Annotated in this window: 16 protein-coding genes; 10 read left to right on the top strand and 6 right to left on the bottom strand. The window is 62.8% G+C overall.

Going from position 1 to position 16,527, the window contains the following annotated elements; translation table 11 throughout:
* Positions 1–3 precede the first annotated feature (3 nt).
* The gene (locus M2394_RS04355; protein WP_259171761.1) at positions 4–1,152 is read right to left on the bottom strand and encodes an efflux RND transporter periplasmic adaptor subunit; all 1,149 of its coding nucleotides are present in this window, start codon (positions 1,150–1,152) and stop codon (positions 4–6) included.
* A 265-nt stretch (positions 1,153–1,417) separates the two neighbouring features.
* On the opposite strand from M2394_RS04355, the gene M2394_RS04350 reads away from it, so the two are divergent.
* Positions 1,418–2,050: a TetR family transcriptional regulator gene (locus M2394_RS04350; RefSeq protein WP_056857447.1), complete on the top strand. Its 633-nt coding sequence runs from the start codon at positions 1,418–1,420 to the stop codon at positions 2,048–2,050.
* Between the two features lie 234 nt (positions 2,051–2,284).
* Here the strand turns inward: M2394_RS04350 and M2394_RS04345 are convergent, their stop codons facing one another.
* Genes M2394_RS04345 through M2394_RS04335 form a run of 3 tightly spaced genes read right to left on the bottom strand, consistent with a single transcriptional unit; the run spans position 2,285 to position 4,879 of the window.
* The gene (locus M2394_RS04345) at positions 2,285–3,340 is read right to left on the bottom strand and encodes an alkene reductase (RefSeq protein WP_259171760.1); all 1,056 of its coding nucleotides are present in this window, start codon (positions 3,338–3,340) and stop codon (positions 2,285–2,287) included.
* Positions 3,341–3,371: 31 nt separating this feature from the next.
* The gene (locus M2394_RS04340; protein WP_178925676.1) at positions 3,372–4,538 is read right to left on the bottom strand and encodes an MFS transporter; all 1,167 of its coding nucleotides are present in this window, start codon (positions 4,536–4,538) and stop codon (positions 3,372–3,374) included.
* 14 nt (positions 4,539–4,552) lie between these two features.
* Positions 4,553–4,879, bottom strand: a complete 327-nt coding sequence (locus M2394_RS04335) for a helix-turn-helix transcriptional regulator (RefSeq protein WP_176994783.1) — start codon at positions 4,877–4,879, stop codon at positions 4,553–4,555.
* 154 nt (positions 4,880–5,033) lie between these two features.
* Here M2394_RS04335 and M2394_RS04330 point away from each other — a divergent pair, with 154 nt between their 5' ends.
* Positions 5,034–5,618, top strand: a complete 585-nt coding sequence (locus M2394_RS04330) for an ACP phosphodiesterase (RefSeq protein WP_178925675.1) — start codon at positions 5,034–5,036, stop codon at positions 5,616–5,618.
* 91 nt (positions 5,619–5,709) lie between these two features.
* Here the strand turns inward: M2394_RS04330 and M2394_RS04325 are convergent, their stop codons facing one another.
* Both M2394_RS04325 and olsB read right to left on the bottom strand, forming a co-directional pair.
* Positions 5,710–6,501, bottom strand: a complete 792-nt coding sequence (locus M2394_RS04325) for a 1-acyl-sn-glycerol-3-phosphate acyltransferase (RefSeq protein ID WP_178925674.1) — start codon at positions 6,499–6,501, stop codon at positions 5,710–5,712.
* Complete coding sequence (olsB, locus tag M2394_RS04320) at positions 6,501–7,256, bottom strand: L-ornithine N(alpha)-acyltransferase (RefSeq protein ID WP_259171758.1); 756 nt, start codon at positions 7,254–7,256, stop codon at positions 6,501–6,503. Before olsB ends, M2394_RS04325 begins: the two co-directional genes overlap by 1 nt.
* Positions 7,257–8,199: 943 nt before the next feature.
* Between olsB and M2394_RS04315 the strand changes: the two genes are divergently transcribed.
* The 8 genes from M2394_RS04315 (at position 8,200) to M2394_RS04280 (ending at position 16,488) form a co-directional block, all read left to right on the top strand.
* On the top strand, positions 8,200–9,273 hold the full coding sequence (locus tag M2394_RS04315) for a serine hydrolase (protein WP_178925843.1): 1,074 nt from the start codon (positions 8,200–8,202) through the stop codon (positions 9,271–9,273).
* The gene (locus M2394_RS04310; protein ID WP_178925844.1) at positions 9,270–9,584 is read left to right on the top strand and encodes an amidase; all 315 of its coding nucleotides are present in this window, start codon (positions 9,270–9,272) and stop codon (positions 9,582–9,584) included. Before M2394_RS04315 ends, M2394_RS04310 begins: the two co-directional genes overlap by 4 nt.
* A 148-nt stretch (positions 9,585–9,732) precedes the next feature.
* A complete protein-coding gene (locus tag M2394_RS04305) occupies positions 9,733–10,908 on the top strand; it encodes a M20 aminoacylase family protein (protein ID WP_259171757.1) in 1,176 nt (391 codons plus the stop codon).
* 62 nt (positions 10,909–10,970) lie between these two features.
* On the top strand, positions 10,971–12,281 hold the full coding sequence (locus M2394_RS04300; RefSeq protein WP_178925846.1) for a citrate-proton symporter: 1,311 nt from the start codon (positions 10,971–10,973) through the stop codon (positions 12,279–12,281).
* Positions 12,278–13,720, top strand: a complete 1,443-nt coding sequence (locus M2394_RS04295) for an amidase (RefSeq protein WP_259171756.1) — start codon at positions 12,278–12,280, stop codon at positions 13,718–13,720. The genes M2394_RS04300 and M2394_RS04295 overlap by 4 nt, the downstream gene beginning before the upstream one ends.
* Before the next feature lie 64 nt (positions 13,721–13,784).
* The gene (locus M2394_RS04290; RefSeq protein ID WP_259171755.1) at positions 13,785–14,543 is read left to right on the top strand and encodes an IclR family transcriptional regulator; all 759 of its coding nucleotides are present in this window, start codon (positions 13,785–13,787) and stop codon (positions 14,541–14,543) included.
* Positions 14,544–14,750: 207 nt separating this feature from the next.
* On the top strand, positions 14,751–15,329 hold the full coding sequence (locus M2394_RS04285) for a YceI family protein (protein ID WP_178925849.1): 579 nt from the start codon (positions 14,751–14,753) through the stop codon (positions 15,327–15,329).
* Between the two features lies 1 nt (position 15,330).
* A complete protein-coding gene (locus M2394_RS04280) occupies positions 15,331–16,488 on the top strand; it encodes a phosphatidylserine/phosphatidylglycerophosphate/cardiolipin synthase family protein (RefSeq protein WP_178925850.1) in 1,158 nt (385 codons plus the stop codon).
* Positions 16,489–16,527: the final 39 nt, after the last annotated feature.

The following is a 16,527-nucleotide window of genomic DNA, read 5'->3' as shown; positions in this document are numbered from 1 at the left end:
GGGTTACTCCCCTTTGCCCGTAGTGGCAGCAGGAGCAGCAGCGGTTCCAGCAGGCTTGGCGTTATCAGCGTCCTTGACCTTGACTTCGATGCCCGGCTTGATGAACTGCAGGCCTTCGGTGATCACGCGGTCACCGGCGTCCAGGCCTTTTTCCACCAGCCAGTAGGCGCCGGCTGTACGGTTGGCGACCAGTACGCGTTGCTCGACCTTGTTGTCCTTGTTCACGATCAGCGCAGTCGGAATGCCCTTGAGATCGCGGGTCACGCCTTGCTGAGGGGCGAGGATGGCCTTGCTGTTCACGCCGGCTTGCAGTTGGGCGTGTACGAACATGCCCGGCAGCAGGGTGTGGTCAGGGTTGGGGAACACGGCGCGCAGGGTCACGGAGCCGGTGGTCTGGTCAACCGACACTTCGGAGAATTCCAGCTTGCCGTCCTGGGCGTAGGAACTGCCGTCTTCCAGGGTCAGCTTGACCTTGGCCGCGTTGTCGCCGGCTTTCTGCAGTTGGCCGCTTTCCAGGTCGCGGCGCAGTTTCAGCATTTCGGCCGAGGACTGCGTGACGTCGACGTAGATCGGGTCCAGTTGCTGGATCACCGCCATGGCGTCGGTCTGGCCGTTGCTGACCAGTGCGCCTTCGGTCACCGAAGAACGGCCAATACGCCCGGAGATCGGCGCGAACACTTTGGTGTAGCGCACGTTGATCTGGGCGGTTTGAACGTTTGCTTCGGCGGTCATGCGGTTGGCGACGGCGGTGTCGTATTCCTGACGGCTGACGGCTTGTTCATCGACCAACTGCTTGTAGCGGTCGGTGATGGACTTGGTCTGGGTCAGGCTGGCTTGCGCGCTTTTCAGGGTGGCGTCATACACCGACGGGTCGATCTGGTAGAGCTGTTGCCCTTCCTTCACGTCGCCGCCTTCCTTGAACAGGCGCTTGAGAATGATGCCGTTGACCTGTGGGCGAACTTCCGCAATGCGGTAGGCGGTGGTGCGGCCTGGCAGTTCGGACGTCAGGGTAAAGGCTTGCGGTTGAATAGTGACCACGCCGACCTGAGGGGTTTGAGCGGGCGGAGCCGCTTCTTCCTTTTTACATCCGCTGAGCAGCGATGCCAGGGCGACGGCAGTAACCAGAGCGGTAACAGCTGGCTTAAGTTGCATGAAGATCCTCGGGTCAGGCGCGCAGACTGCGCACAAGAAGTGTGGAAGGGTAAAAAACAAGCCGTGAGTAGATAAGTAGCTTGCTACGCAATATACTTACGTTCACGGTTGTTTGTAAACTCTTGACAGGCTTCGCGAAATGTTGACAAAGCAGCTCCCAAAGCCTCGATTTTAGTACGTTCGGCGCCCATGACGGCGTCGTCCCACAATTATTCAGATGATGGTCCAGCACCATCCACAGTGTCCTGATAGAGGTTTTACTGCCATGGTTCGTCGCACCAAAGAGGAAGCTCAGGAAACGCGCAGCCAGATTCTCGATGCCGCCGAGCAAGCCTTTTACCAACGCGGTGTCGCGCGGACCACGCTGGCAGACATCGCTGCGCTGGCGGGCGTGACGCGGGGGGCCATCTACTGGCACTTCAGCAACAAGTCCGACTTGCTCCAGGCGCTGCTCGACACGCTGCACGAGCCGCTGGACGAGTTGGCCCGGGCGAGTGAAAGCGAGGATGAAGTCGACCCGCTGGGCTGTATGCGCAAGTTGCTCATTCATCTTTATCATCAAGTGGCACTGGACCCGAAAACCCGGCGCATCAACGAAATCCTGTTTCATAAGTGCGAGTTCACCGATGAAATGTGTGACATGCGGCGTCAACGCCAAACCCACAGTCTTGAGTGCAACCTGCGCATCGGGCTGACATTGCGCAACGCGGTCCATCGCGGGCAGCTTCCGGAAAACCTGGACACAACCCGCGGTGCGGTGTGCATCCATGCCTACATTCACGGGCTGATCGGCCAGTGGCTGCTGGTGCCCGACAGCTTCCAATTGCATCAGGATGCCGAACGCTGGGTGGATGCAGGGTTGGACATGCTGCGCTTGAGCCCCAGCCTGCGCAATTAAGACAAAATGCGTAATTGCATCCAGTTGTGTCAACAGTAAAGCCCAGAGGCAGTCAATCGCCCCTTCGACTGATAGGTGGGGTGACTTTATATACGGGCTGGCGGGCGGTTGATAGGTAGCCGCCTAAGTATTTTGTAGCGATTTTGTTGCAAGGCTGTGAAGGAATGTTTCCCAGCGCCAATGAAAAAGCCCCGGTTCCTGCGAACCGGGGCTTTTTCGTTTCAGCGGGTTACATCAGATCGCCAGCGTCGGGTAGTCGATGTAGCCGACCGGGCCTTTGCCGTAGAAGGTTTCCGGGTGCGCTTCATTCAATGGCGCATCGGCCTTCAAGCGAGCCGGCAGGTCCGGGTTGGCAATGAACGGTACGCCGAAGGCCACCGCGTCTGCCTTGCCCGACGCCAGCCAGGCGTTGGCGCTGTCCTTGGTGAAGCGCTCGTTGGCGATGTAGGGGCCGCCGAAGGCTTTTTTCAGTTGAGGGCCGAGGCTGTCGGCGCCTTCTTTTTCTCGGGAGCAGATAAACGCGATGCCGCGCTTGCCCAGCTCGCTGGCGACGTAGGTGAAGGTTTCTGCCAGGTTATCGTCGCCCATGTCGTGGGAGTCGGCGCGTGGTGCCAGGTGCACACCCACACGGCCTGCGCCCCAGACTTCGATGGCAGCGTCAGTCACTTCCAGCAGCAGGCGCGCACGGTTTTCCAGGGAGCCACCGTAGTTGTCGGTACGCTTGTTGGTGCTGCTCTGCAGGAACTGGTCAAGCAGGTAGCCGTTGGCACCGTGGATTTCTACACCGTCAAAGCCGGCGGCCTTGGCGTTTTCGGCACCGGTGCGGTAGGCGTCGACGATGTCGGCGATTTCAGCGGTTTCCAGGGCGCGTGGAGTTGGGTAGTCGGCCAGCGGGCGAACCAGGCTGACATGGCCTTTGGGCTGGATCGCACTCGGGGCCACCGGGCTTTCGCCGTTCAGGTACGACTCATGGGAGATACGGCCCACGTGCCACAGTTGCAGGAAGATCTTGCCGCCTGCGCCGTGGATAGCCTTGGTCACATTGGCCCAGCCGCGCACCTGGTCGTTGGACCAGATGCCCGGGGTGTCCGGGTAGCCCACGCCCAGGGGCGTCACGGAAGTGGCTTCGCTGAGGATCAGGCCCGCAGAGGCGCGCTGCACGTAGTACTCGGCCATCAGCGCGTTGGGTACACGACCCTCATCGGCGCGGCAGCGGGTCAGCGGTGCCATGATGATGCGGTTCGACAGTTCCAGGTCGCCCAGTTTGATGGGATCGAAAATCGTCGTCATGGGATAACACCCTTCTCTTTAAGTGGATTGATCAGTGGGTCGCAGGGGCCAGGTCGGCATCGCCGCTCTGACGGAAGGTAATCAGGGTCACCAGCAGCGCGAGGATCGCCAGGGCGGCCGCGGCCAAGGGCACGCTGGTCAGGCCGAAACCGTGGGCGATCACCGTGCCGCCGACCCAGGCGCCGAGGGCGTTGCCGATGTTGAATGCGCCGATGTTCAGGGTGGACACCAGGTTCGGTGCCGCCTTGCCGAAGGTCACCACGTTGATTTGCAGCGCCGGTACGGCGGCAAACGAAGCGGCAGCCCACAGGAACAGGGTGATTTCAGTCGGGATCACCGCAGCACTGGTCCAGGTCAGCAGGGTGGAGACCACCGCCATGCTGGCGAACACGCCGAGCAGGGTGGCGGCCAGGCGCTTGTCCGCCAGCTTGCCGCCGATGATGTTGCCCACAGTGAGGCCCAGGCCGATCAGCAACAGGGTCCAGGTCACGCCTTTGGGCGACACGCCCGTCACATCGCCCAGCAGCGGTGCGACGTAGGTGAAGAGGGTGAACATCGAGGCGGAGAACAGCGCGGTCATGGTCAGCGACAACCAGATGCCGGCGCCCTTGAGGGCCTTGAGTTCGGCGCGCATGTCGAGTTTTTCTTCGTCACGTTTGGCCGGCAGGAAGCGGATCAGCCCGATCAGTGCCACAACGCCAATCACGGTCACAGCCCAGAAGGTCGAACGCCAGCCGGCTTCCTGGCCCAGCGCGGTACCCAGTGGCACACCCAGCACGTTGGCCAGGGTCAAACCGGTGAACATCAAGGCCACGGCCGAAGCCCGCTTGTTGGCCGGCACCAGGTTGGCCGCTACCACAGAACCAATCCCAAAGAATGCACCGTGGCACAGCGCGGTGACCACACGGGCAAACATCAGCACGTTGTAGTCACCTGCCAGGGCGCAGAGCAGGTTGCCAATAATGAAGATCCCCATCAACGCTACCAGGGCGGCCTTGCGCGGCAGCTTGGCGGTGGCCAGTGCCATGAAGGGCGCGCCGATGGCCACGCCCAGGGCGTAGCCGGTTACCAGCCAGCCGGCGCCGGGGATCGATACGCCCAGGTCCGTCGCCACATCGGGCAGCAGGCCCATGATGACGAACTCGGTGGTGCCGATGGCGAAGGCGCTCAGGGCCAGTATGAGTAGCGAGAGGGGCATTATCGTTTCCTTGGTTACAGCGGTTCGCTGATGTCGGGGGTTAGCTCAGTGATGAGCGCATCGAGGAACGCGCGAATGGTGTCCTCGTTGCGTTTGAAAAAGTTCCACTGCCCGGCCTTCTGGCTGCTGATCAAACCCGCCCGTTGCAACGTGGCCAGGTGGGCCGACACGGTCGACTGGGACAAGCCGCAGCGCTGGTCGATCTGCCCGGCGCAGATGCCGTATTCGTGGTTGTGCACTTGCTCGGGGAATTGCACTTTCGGGTCTTTCAGCCAGTTGAGGATGTCTCGCCGTACTGGGTGCGCCAGGGCTTTTATTATTTCGTCGAGGTCGATGGACATGGCAGGTGCTCGGTGTCGTGCAGCGTTATATCGCGATGAGGCGAACTTTAAATCGTTGTATCCCGATATACCAATATGAATTTGATCTGAGTCCCGCTCAAATCGGTATATCGGGTTATAACGATACGTTGATGGCAGTGATAGACTGCGCACCATGAATTATCTCGCACATCTGCACCTGGGCGGCCAACTTCCTGCGCAACTGCTGGGGAGTTTGTATGGCGACTTCGTCAAAGGCCGCCTGCAGGGCCAGTTCAGCCCGCAAATCGAGGCGGCAATTGCGCTGCACCGCAGCATCGACCGTTTCACCGACAGCCACCCGTTGGTAGGGGAGGCACTGTCGCGTTTCACCCTGACCCGCAAGCGCTATGCCGGGATCGTCCTTGATGTGTTTTTCGACCATTGCCTGGCGCGGGATTGGGCGCTGTATGCCGACCAGCCGCTGGAGCATTTCACATCGCAGGTGTACCGCGTATTGGCGGCCGAGCCGCAATTGCCGGGGCGACTGGCGCAGATTGCGCCGTGGATGGCGGCGGATGACTGGTTGGGGTCGTATCGCGAGTTTGCGGTGATGGAGCAGGTGTTGCGGGGGATTTCGCGGAGGCTGTCGCAGCCGGAGGAATTGGGGTTTGCAATGCAGGAGTTGCGCGAGCTTTATGAGCCGTTGAGCGAAGACTTCCGGATCTTCTATCCCGAGCTGCAGGCCTTTGCACAAAAACAACTGACCACTGAGGTCTAAATGTGGGAGCTGGCTTGCCTGCGATGGCGTCGGTGAATTCAACACCGCCATCGCAGGCAAGCCAGCTCCCACATGTTTAACCGTGCCCGCTTTAAGCCGCGAATGCCGGTCGAACCGCGATTGGCTCTGCTTCCGGCACCGGCCCAAACAACGCCTTCTGCACCGCCTGCTGCGCCTGGAACGCCAGCGCCGCGCGCTCCTGCCCGGCACAGGCAATCGGCTTGAGCACATGGATTTCCACATCGCCCTGGTCATTGGCAAACAGCCGCATCAGGTGTGACAGCAAATCATCATCGCCAATAAACGGTGCCAGCGGGTCCACCTGGCCGTCACGCAGGTAACGGATCGCCACCGGTTGCAGCGACACCTCGGCATCAATCGCGCTGGCCAGCAAACGCCCGTGGAAGGTGCGCAGGCTGCGCCCGTCGGTGGTCGTGCCCTCGGGGAACATCAGCAGCGGGTGCTGTTGCTCCAGATGGCGGGTCATCTGCTTGCGGATCAATTGGCTGTCGCCCGAACCACGGCGGATGAACAAGCTGCCGGCCTTGGCCGCCAACCAGCCGGCCACCGGCCAGGTGCGCACTTCGGCCTTGGACAGGAACGACATGGGCGTGACCATCCCCAACAGCGGGATGTCAGTCCAGGACACGTGATTGCTCACCCACAGCATCGGGGTTTGCGGCAACTCGCCGTGCACCGTCACGCGAAAGGGCAGGGCGTTGGTCAGCCGCGCCATGAAAAACCGCGACCAACGCTGGCGCCGTACCATCGAGTTGGCAATGCCTAAGCGCTCGAACACACCAAACACACTGGCCATGCTCAAGCCCAGCGCCACCACCAGCAGCACGCGGGCAATGCGCCCGTACACCCGCAGGCGGCTCATCACATTGCAGCCTTGAAGTGGCGTGCATAACGCGGGCACAACTCGTCGCGCTTGAGCAGGATGAACACGTCGGCCACCTGGAAGTCTTCATCCCAGCACGGCTCGCCGCAGATCTTCGCGCCCAGGCGCATGTAGGCCTTGAGCAAGGGCGGCATCTCGGCGATCACGTTGGACGGCAGGTCCAGCGCCGGCAAGGGCTTCTTCGGTTCGGCGCGCAGGTGTTCGTTGCACAGGTAGCGTTCGCGCAGGCGCTGCATGATCGCATGGGCCTGGATACCGCCGTCGTGCATCGGGATGCTCGCGCAGCCCATCAGGTAGCTGTAGCCGCCCTGGTTCAGCACCTCGGCCAACTCGCCCCAGAGCACCGCGATGGTGCCGCCGTTGCGGTAGGCCGGGTCGACGCAGGTACGGCCGATTTCCAGGATCGGGCCTTGCAGGTGGAGCAGCCCGTGCAGGCTGAATTCTTCTTCGCTGTAGAAACGACCCAGGGTGCTGGCGGCCGCGTGGTCGAGCAAGCGGGTGGTCGCCACCAGGCGGCCAGTGTTCAAGTCCCGCACGCCGATGTGGCTGCAGTGAACATCATAGTCATCCATGTCCAGACCCTGTTCCGCACCTTTCAGCTTGGCGTTGAACTCGCCGCTGAACACGTTGAAACGCAGGGCCTGGGCTTCCTGCAATGCCGCTGCGCCAATCAGGCGTTCGGCTTGCAGACGGCGTTCATTGCCGGTGTCGCTGATGCGGGCGATCTGAGTCATGGCGAATCTCCGAGTGCCAGCCACTGTTCGGCCGGTCGACTTGTTTGTCCAAACTCAGGCTATGTAGGCTCGGTGTCATCTCCATGAAGTTCCGGTGACGGTTGGATGACAGGGGGCTTATCCGTTATTTCGGTGATGGCTGATATCGGTTCCGCTCTTACAGCGGCTCACTTTTGATAGAGCGCAAAAGTAAGCAAAACGCTCTTGCCCCAACACTCGGCACCTCGCCTAGGCTCGGTGTGCCCGTAATCCGACAGTGATTTGGGGGGCCGCCGCCACGCGCCATCCATGGCGCGGGGCGGCTAAACCGGCATCCCTGCCGGTTTACCCCCCAAATCCCTGCCGAATTCCGGCCAGCGTGTTTAACGGGGCGCTTAAGATCAAAGTCAAAAGCAAGAGCACAGCGGCCTGACAGCCGGCTTGCCGGCGATGGCATCAACGCGGTGTACCTGATTCACCGAGGTACCTGCATCGCCGGCAAGCCAGCTCCTACACGTATCTGCCTTTGATCTAACCACTCAGGTCGGCTACTAGGCCGCTGTGCTCTTGCTGTTGATCTTGATTTTGATCTTAGGCGCCCCGTCAAACACGCTGGCCGAACGCAGGCTTGAATCCGTGGGTAACCCGGCAGGGATGCCGGGTTAGCCGCCCCGCGCCATGGATGGCGCGTGGCGGCGGCCCACGGATTCAAGCCTTCGTTCGGGCACACCGAGCCTAAGCGAGGTGCCGAGTGTTGGGGCAAGAGCCCTTTTGGTTACTTTTGGCTGGGCCGGCATTCCGGGCTCTTTTCCAAAAGTGACCCGCCGTAAGGGCGGAACCCTAAGTGGCCATCCCCCAAATAACGGATATGCCCCCAACCCCCCCCCACCCCCCCCCGGTCACAAAACCGTCATCCCCCTCATCTAGCCTCGCGACCACGAATGCCCCCCGTGAGTCCGTATCCATGTTCAGAGGCCTGCTATCCGTCGCCCTCCTGCTAGTCACCGTCACCGCCCACGCCGAGACCTGGCCAGACAAGGACTGGGCCAAGGGCACGCCGCTCGCAGGCCCCGCCGTCGATGCCCTGAATGCCTACGCTTTTCCGCCTCGTGATGACACCTCCCGCAAGGGCATTCGTACCGATGCGCTGCTGGTGATCCGCGACGGCGAAGTCATCTATGAACGCTACGCAGCGCCCACCACTGTCAGCACGCCGCACCTGACCTGGTCCGTCAGCAAGAGCTTGATGGCGACGGTATTGGGCGTGGCCTACGGCGAAAACCGCTTCAAACTGACCGACCCCGCCGCACGCTTTTACCCGCCGATGAAGCAGCACCCCAAAGTCACCATGGCCGACCTGCTGCACTGGGCCTCGGGCCTCGACTGGCAGGAGGACTACGAATACGCCCCGCTGAAATCCTCGGTGGTGGCGATGCTCTACACCCGTGGTCACGCCGACATGGCCGACTTCGCCGCCGATACGGACGCCGCCAGCGCGCCCGGCCAGGTGTTCCGCTATTCCAGCGGCGACACCAACATCCTGTCCGCCACGCTTAAAGGCATGCTCGGCCACAAGGCGTATATGAGCTACCCGTGGGACGCGCTGTTCAAACCGCTGGGCATCCGCAGCGCCACGTGGGAAACCGATGCCGACGAGACGTTCGTGGCCTCGTCCTACGCCTACCTCACCGCCCGCGACCTGGCACGCGTCGGCCTGCTGATGGCGCGTGACGGTCGCTGGGGTGAGCAGCAATTGCTGCCCAAGGACTGGGTCGCCTTCAATCGCCAACCCTTCGCCAATTACCGGGCCGGCCAGGATGAAGCCGTGCCGGGCGGCCATTGGTGGCTCAACAAAGGTGCGCCGAGGCCTTGGCCGGATGCTCCCGGTGACACGCTCGCCGCCCTCGGCCACTGGGGCCAGGCGCTGTACGTGATGCCCGCCGAACACCTGGTGATCGTGCGCTATGGCGATGACCGCGACGGCAGCTACCGCCACAACGACCTGCTCAAGCACGTGCTCGCGGCGGTGCAACCATGATCCGTCGCCGGCCGTTTACCAGTGTATTTCTGTTGCTGCTGCTCGCCTTGCTGGGCTGGATCTGGCACGAGCGCGTCAACCTGCAAGCCTTCCCCGACATCATTGCGGCGTACACGGCGAAGGAGTATTGCTCGTGCCGTTATGTCGAGAACAACCCGGCTGACTATTGCCGGGGCTACGTGAAGCAATACGTGCCCACCAGCGCGTTCAGCGACAACCCCGAGCGCAGCGAAGTCATCGCCAGCGGGCTGGGCCGCACCCACACCGCCCGCTGGCTCGGCGACCGCCACGGCTGTCGCCTGACGCCCTGACCCACCCCACAGGGTTCGGTGACCAACACTAAAACCCTGAGGTTCCACAGGGTGGAACCACCTTTGATTGTCCTCCTGAGCACATCGCGGTTAGCTGGCGGTGTGCAGCAAACAAGAACGGGAATACCCGCCTGTGAGGAGAATCACCATGCGCCCCCACCAGCACATCCTGGATTGGCTCAGCGACGTTGCCGGCGACTTGCACGCCGTGCGCCACGACATCCACGCCCATCCTGAACTCGGCTTTGAAGAGAATCGCACCAGCGCCCTGGTCGCCCAATCCTTAAAAGGCTGGGGTTACGAAGTGCACACCGGCATCGGCAAGACCGGTGTGGTGGGTGTACTGCGCAACGGCAGCAGCTCACGCACCCTGGGCATTCGTGCCGACATGGACGCCTTGCCCATCATCGAAAACACCGGCGCGGCCTACACCAGCCAACACGCCGGTTGCATGCACGCCTGCGGCCATGACGGGCACACCACCATGCTGCTGGGTGCCGCCCGTTACCTGGCAGCCACGCGGCAGTTCGACGGCACGTTGAACCTGATCTTCCAGCCCGCCGAAGAAGGCCAGGGCGGTGCCGAAGCCATGCTGGCCGACGGCTTGCTGGAGCGTTTCCCCTGTGATGGCCTGTTTGGCATGCACAACATGCCTGGCCTGCCGGCGGGGCATCTGGGCTTGCGCGTGGGGCCGATGATGGCCTCCCAGGATTTGCTCACCGTGACCCTCGACGGCGTCGGCGGTCATGGTTCCATGCCGCACCTCACGGTGGACCCGCTGGTAGCGGCAGCGAGCATGGTCATGGCGTTGCAGACGGTGGTGGCGCGCAATATCGACACCCAGGAAGCCGCCGTGGTCACCGTCGGCGCCCTGCAAGCGGGCCAGGCGGCCAACGTGATTCCGCAGCAAGCGCTGTTGCGTTTGAGCCTGCGCGCACTCAACCCGGCAATCCGCGAACAGATGCTGGAGCGCGTGTTCGCCATCATCCAGACCCAGGCCGCGAGCTTCGGCTGCACCGTGCAGATCGAGCATCGCCCGGCGTACCCAGTGCTGGTCAACCACCCCGAAGAAACCGAGTTCGCGCGCGCGGTCGGCGTGGCCTTGCTCGGCGCCGACGCGGTGGACGGCCACACCCGCACGCTGATGGGCAGTGAAGACTTCGCCTGGATGCTGCAACGCTGCCCCGGCAGTTACCTGTTTATCGGCAACGGCGTGTCGCGGCCAATGGTGCATAACCCCGCCTATGACTTTAACGACGACATCCTGCTGACCGGCGCCGCCTACTGGGGCGCGCTGGCCGAGAGCTGGCTCAAGCCTGCCTGACGCCCTCACTTTTTTTCTGCCGCTGGACCCTTTCCCACGTTCGGTTGAATGGAGTGTTCCTCATGCAGACTTCACACACAGGCGTCTCCCGCACCCGCCAGGTGGTAGCGGCCGTGATCGGCAATGCGCTGGAATGGTATGACTTCATCGTTTACGGCTTTCTGGCGAGCATCATCGCCCGGCAGTTCTTCCCCTCGGACGATGAGTACGCGTCGCTGTTGATGGCCCTGGCCACCTTTGGCGTGGGCTTTTTCATGCGCCCGGTGGGCGGCATCCTGCTGGGCATCTACTCCGATCGCAAAGGCCGCAAGGCGGCGATGCAGTTGATTATCCGGCTGATGACGGTGTCCATCGCGTTGATCGCCTTCGCGCCCAACTACGCTGCCATCGGCATGGGCGCGCCGTTGCTGATCGTGGTGGCGCGTATGCTTCAAGGCTTTGCCACCGGCGGTGAATACGCCAGCGCCACGGCGTTCCTGGTGGAAAGTGCGCCGGCCCATCGCAAGGGCTTGTATGGCTCCTGGCAATTGGTGGGCCAGTGCCTGGCGGTGTTTGGCGGCGCGGCCATGGTGGCGGCGGTTACGCACTTCTTCTCGCCGGCAACTCTTGACCTGTGGGGTTGGCGCCTGCCGTTCGTGTTCGGCTTGCTGATCGGCCCGGTGGGGCTGTGGATTCGCCGGCACATGGAAGACCCGGAGGCATTCATCGAAGCCCGCAAACAGGCGACCGGCCCCGCGCCGAGCCTGATGCAGGTGGTGCGCGAACACCGGCGCAGCATTCTCGTGTCCATGGGCCTGGCCTGTGGCGCGACGGTGTCGTTCTATGTGGTGCTGGTGAACATGCCGACCTTCGCCCACAAGAACCTCGGCCTGCCGCTGGACCAGGTGTTGATGGTGCAGATGTTTGCGGTGGCGCTGATGACCGTGGTGATCCCATTGTCGGGCCTGGCGTCCGATCGCTTTGGGCGGCGGCCGGTGTTGATGGCGTTCACCCTGGCGTTTTTTGTGATGGTCTACCCGCTGTATGTGTGGGTGGCCGCCGCGCCATCCATCGAACGCTTGATGGTGATGCAGGTGCTGCTGTGCACGGCCATTGGCGGATTCTTCGGCCCCGCGCCGACCGCGTTGGCCGAGCAGTTCCCCATCGAAGTGCGCTCGACGGGCGTGTCGGTGGCCTATAACGTGGCGGTCATGGTGTTTGGTGGGTTTGCACCGCTGATCGTCACCTGGTTGAGCAAGGTGCTGGGCACGCCGGTGGCGCCAGCCTTCTATGTGTTGTTCGCGTGCGTGCTGACGCTGCTGGGCACTTACTGCATGCAGGAAGCGCCGCGCGCCAAACAGTCGCAGCCGTTTTCCAAAGAGGTGAAGCCTTGAGTATTGTCGATTGGGATGCCACGCAGCTGTCGCAGGCGATCCATGCGCGGCAGGTGTCGTGTGAAGACGTGATGCAGGCGTATCTGGCACAGATCCAACGCTTCAACCCGGGCGTGAATGCGCTGGTGTCGTTGCGTGATGCCGATGAGGTACTGGCCGAAGCCCGGGCCTGTGACCGTGAGTTGGACCAAGGCCGGTCGCGCGGCTGGATGCACGGCATGCCCCAGGCGATCAAGGACCTGGCGGCCACCCGAGGTTTGCGCACCACCTTGGGTTCACCGCTGTTCGCCGAGCAGGTGCCGAGCGAAGACGCCATTAGCGTGGCGCGGGTGCGGGCCAGTGGCGCGATCATCATCGGCAAGACCAACGTGCCGGAGTTCGGCCTGGGCTCGCACACCTACAACAGCCTGTTCGGCACCACCGGCAACGCCTATGACCCACGCCTGAGCGCCGGCGGTAGCAGCGGCGGGGCAGCTGTCGCATTGGCCTTGCGCATGCTGCCGGTGGCCGATGGCAGCGACATGATGGGCTCGTTGCGCAACCCTGCGGCGTTCAACAATGTGTTTGGCCTGCGCCCGTCCCAAGGGCGCGTGCCCCACGGGCCGATGCCGGAACTGTTCGTGCAGCAACTGGGCACCGAAGGCCCGATGGGCCGCAGCGTGACGGATGTGGCGCGGTTGCTGAGCATCCAGGCGGGTTACGACCCTCGGGTGCCGCTGTCCTCCAAGGATGATCCCGCCGTGCTCGGCCAGCCGTTGCAGCGCGACTTCAAGGGCGCACGCCTGGGCTGGCTGGGGGATTACAACGGCTACCTGCCGATGGATGACGGCGTGATGAGCCTGTGCGAATCGGCCCTTGGCGACTTCACCGCGCTGGGTTGCGAAGTGGAAAGCTGCCAACCGGATTTTTCCCTGGCGCGCCTGTGGCGCAGCTGGCTGGTGCATCGTCACTGGCTGGTGCACGGCAACCTCGGCGCGGCCTACGCCAACCCGCAAAAACGCGCGCTGCTCAAACCCGAGGCGCAGTGGGAAGTGGAGGGCGGCCAGGGCTTGAGTGCCCAGCAGGTGTACCAGGCGTCGGTGGACCGCAGCGAGTGGTATCGCGCCCTGGCCAAGCTGTTCGAGCGTTACGATTTCCTGCTGTTGCCCACCGCTCAAGTGTTCCCTTTCGATGCACAACAACCCTGGCCACGCCTCGTCGGTGGGCGCGAAATGGACACCTACCACCGCTGGATGGAAGTGGTGATCGGCCCCACCCTGGCCGGTTTGCCAAGCATGAGCGTGCCGGTGGGCTTCAACCCTCAAGGGTTGCCCATGGGCGTGCAGATCATTGGCCCGGCCCAGGCGGACCGGGCGGTGTTGCAACTGGCCTACGCCCATGAACAGCTGACGCAATGGGTGCAGCGTCGCCCGCCGACCTGCCTTGAATCGGCGCGTTGAGGCACGACCGGGCCTGTATCTTGCTGTGAACAATGATCATCCACCGGCATCAGGGAGATCGAACATGGAGACAGGCACGGTACGCTCGGTTGAACGTGCATTGGCAATCGTCGAACTGCTGGGCGAACACCAGGCCCTGGGGCTGGAGGAATTGCATTATCTCACGCGCCTGCCCAAGGCCACCGTGTCGCGCATGTTGCTGACCCTGCAGGACCAGGGCTGGGTTTATCGCGGCTTGAGCGACCGGCGCTACCGCCTGCGCGCCCAGCGCCTGTTCGGCGACAGCCAGCAACGCTTCAAGCGCCAAGTGGTGGAAAGCGCGGCGCCGTGGCTGCTGGAACTCAGCGAGCGCACCGGGTTGGTGGTGGACTTGTCATGCTTTGATGGTGAGCGCCTCGAAGTCATGGAAAGTGCGATTCCTGGCGTGCTGCGCAAACTGTATCCCAACAATTGCCAGATCGTCGGCCAGCACGCGAGCTTGTTTCATTCGGCGATGGGCAAGGCATGCCTCACGCAATTGCCGGCCGAAGAAGTGCAGCGCCTGGCGGGCCGTGACCATGTGGCGGCGCACGAGCAGTACGATGCCTGCGAGAGAACCCAGCACCAGGGGTTTGGCCAGCGCACCGAAGGCTACTGGGAATACCCGGTGCGCCTGCCATTCCTGATCCGCGCCGTGGCCTTGCCGGTACAAGCCAACGGCCGCTTGGTGGGCAGCATGGCGCTGCATTGGCCGATGCACCAGGCGCCGGTGGAGCGCGTATTGAACCTGCACATGGCCAGCCTGGAGCAGACCGTGCGGGAAGTGCAGCGGGCGCTGGCCTGACAGTCACCGCCTCCTCACTGAGGGAATTGTGGTTTATGTGGGAGCCGGGCTTGCCCGCGATGCAGGCAACTCGGTCTGTCGGTAACACTCAGTCGATGCAATCGCAGGCAAGCCAACTCCCACACAAGCCCGCTCCCACATTGGATTTGCGCGGTTCATGACATTGCGCTTAAGGTTCGTTCAGGTTTTTCGTCCCATGAGTCTTCAATGTCAATCAAACCCCTGGCCTTCGCCCTGCTGGCCGCCGCTGCCGCGCCTGCCCACGCCGACTGGTACCTGGATAACGAATCGTCACGCCTGTCGTTCGTCACCACCAAGAACACCGAAATCGCCGAAGTGCAGCGTTTCCTGGTGCTGCACGGCAAGGTCGACAGCAAAGGTGCTGCGCAATTGGAAGTCGAGTTGGAGTCGGTCAACAGCGGCATTCCATTGCGCGATGAGCGCATGCGCAACCAACTGTTTGAGATCAAGACATTCCCCGACGCGCTGATCAACGCCCAGATCAACCTGCAACCGATCAATGATTTGGCGCCCGGCGCGCAACTGGAGTTACGCCTGCCATTGGCCGTGACCCTGCACGGCAAGACCCAGACCTACAGCGCCGAGCTGCTGGCCACGCGCCTGGACGACCGGCGTTTCCAGGTGGTGACCCTGGAACCGCTGGTGGTGCACGCCGAGGACTTCGACCTGGTGCCCGGCGTGGCCACGCTGCGTAAAGCGGCGGGGCTCGAATCGATCAGCCTGTCGGTGCCGGTGGGTGCGGTACTGATCTTCACGGCGCGCTGACATGAGCGGCGCGGTGTTCCCCTGGCGCAGCGCCAACCGTTTCGAGTTGCTGATCGACGGACCGCAGTTCTTTCCGCAGATGCTAGTGGGCATTGCCCGGGCCGAGCGCCAAGTCGATCTTGAACTGTATTTGGTGGAAGCCGGCGCCTGCGCCGATGCCATGGTGAGCGCCCTGGTGCAGGCCGCCGAACGCGGTGTGCGCGTGCGTTGCCTGTTTGATGATTACGGCAGCCTGGCCTTTACCCTCGGCTTGCGCAAACGCCTGACCGACGCCGGCGTGGAGCTGCGTTTTTACAACCGCCTGAGCTGGCGTCGGTGGATGCGCAACCTCTACCGCGACCATCGCAAAGTGTTGCTGATCGACCAAGGCGTCACGTTTGTCGGCGGCACTGGGGTTACCGATGAATTCTGGACGCCGGGTAACGACAGTGCCGATTGGCATGAAGTGATGGTGCAGATCAGCGGCCCGCTAGTGATGGACTGGCAGGCGCTGTTCGACCGTCAATGGCACGCCAACGCGGCCCGTCGCGAGTGGAAACCCGCCACCCATTTTGGCTTGCCGCGTTTGCCCAAGCTGCCGGCGAGCGGCCCGGGTCTGGGCCGTGTCGCCTACGCTGACGCCCGCCAGCATCGCGACATTTTGCAATCGTTGATTCGCGCCCTGAACAGCAGCCAGACCCGTATCTGGCTGGCCACGCCGTACTTCCTGCCCACCTGGAGTGTGCGCCGAGCCTTGCGCCGTGCGGCCGGGCGCGGGGTGGAGGTGCGTTTGCTGCTCACCGGCCCGCGCACCGATCACCCGTCCGTGCGTTACGCCGGGCACCGCTATTACCCGCGCCTGCTGCGCTCGGGCGTGCAGATCTTTGAATACCAGCCGTGCTTCCTGCACCTGAAGATGGTGCTGGTGGACGATTGGGTCAGCGTGGGCTCGTGCAACTTCGATCACTGGAATTTGCGCTTCAACCTGGACGCCAACCTGGAAGCACTGGACCCGGCGTTGACGCTGGCAGTGGCGGGCAGTTTCGAGCGGGATTTTCAACAGAGCCAGGCAGTGAGCCTGGAGGCGTGGAAGGCGCGACCGTTGTGGCGGCGGGTGAAGCAGCGGGTGTGGGGGTGGATTGACCGGTTGGTGGTCAACCTGCTCGACCGACGCGGCTAAGAAGCACACCGCAAAACAAATGTGGGAGCGGGCTTTTGT

The organism is Pseudomonas sp. BIGb0164 (assembly GCF_024810135.1).
Lineage (GTDB): Bacteria > Pseudomonadota > Gammaproteobacteria > Pseudomonadales > Pseudomonadaceae > Aquipseudomonas.
The sequence above is the reverse complement of the archived record's forward strand: the minus strand, read 5'-3'. Positions and strand labels throughout refer to the sequence as shown.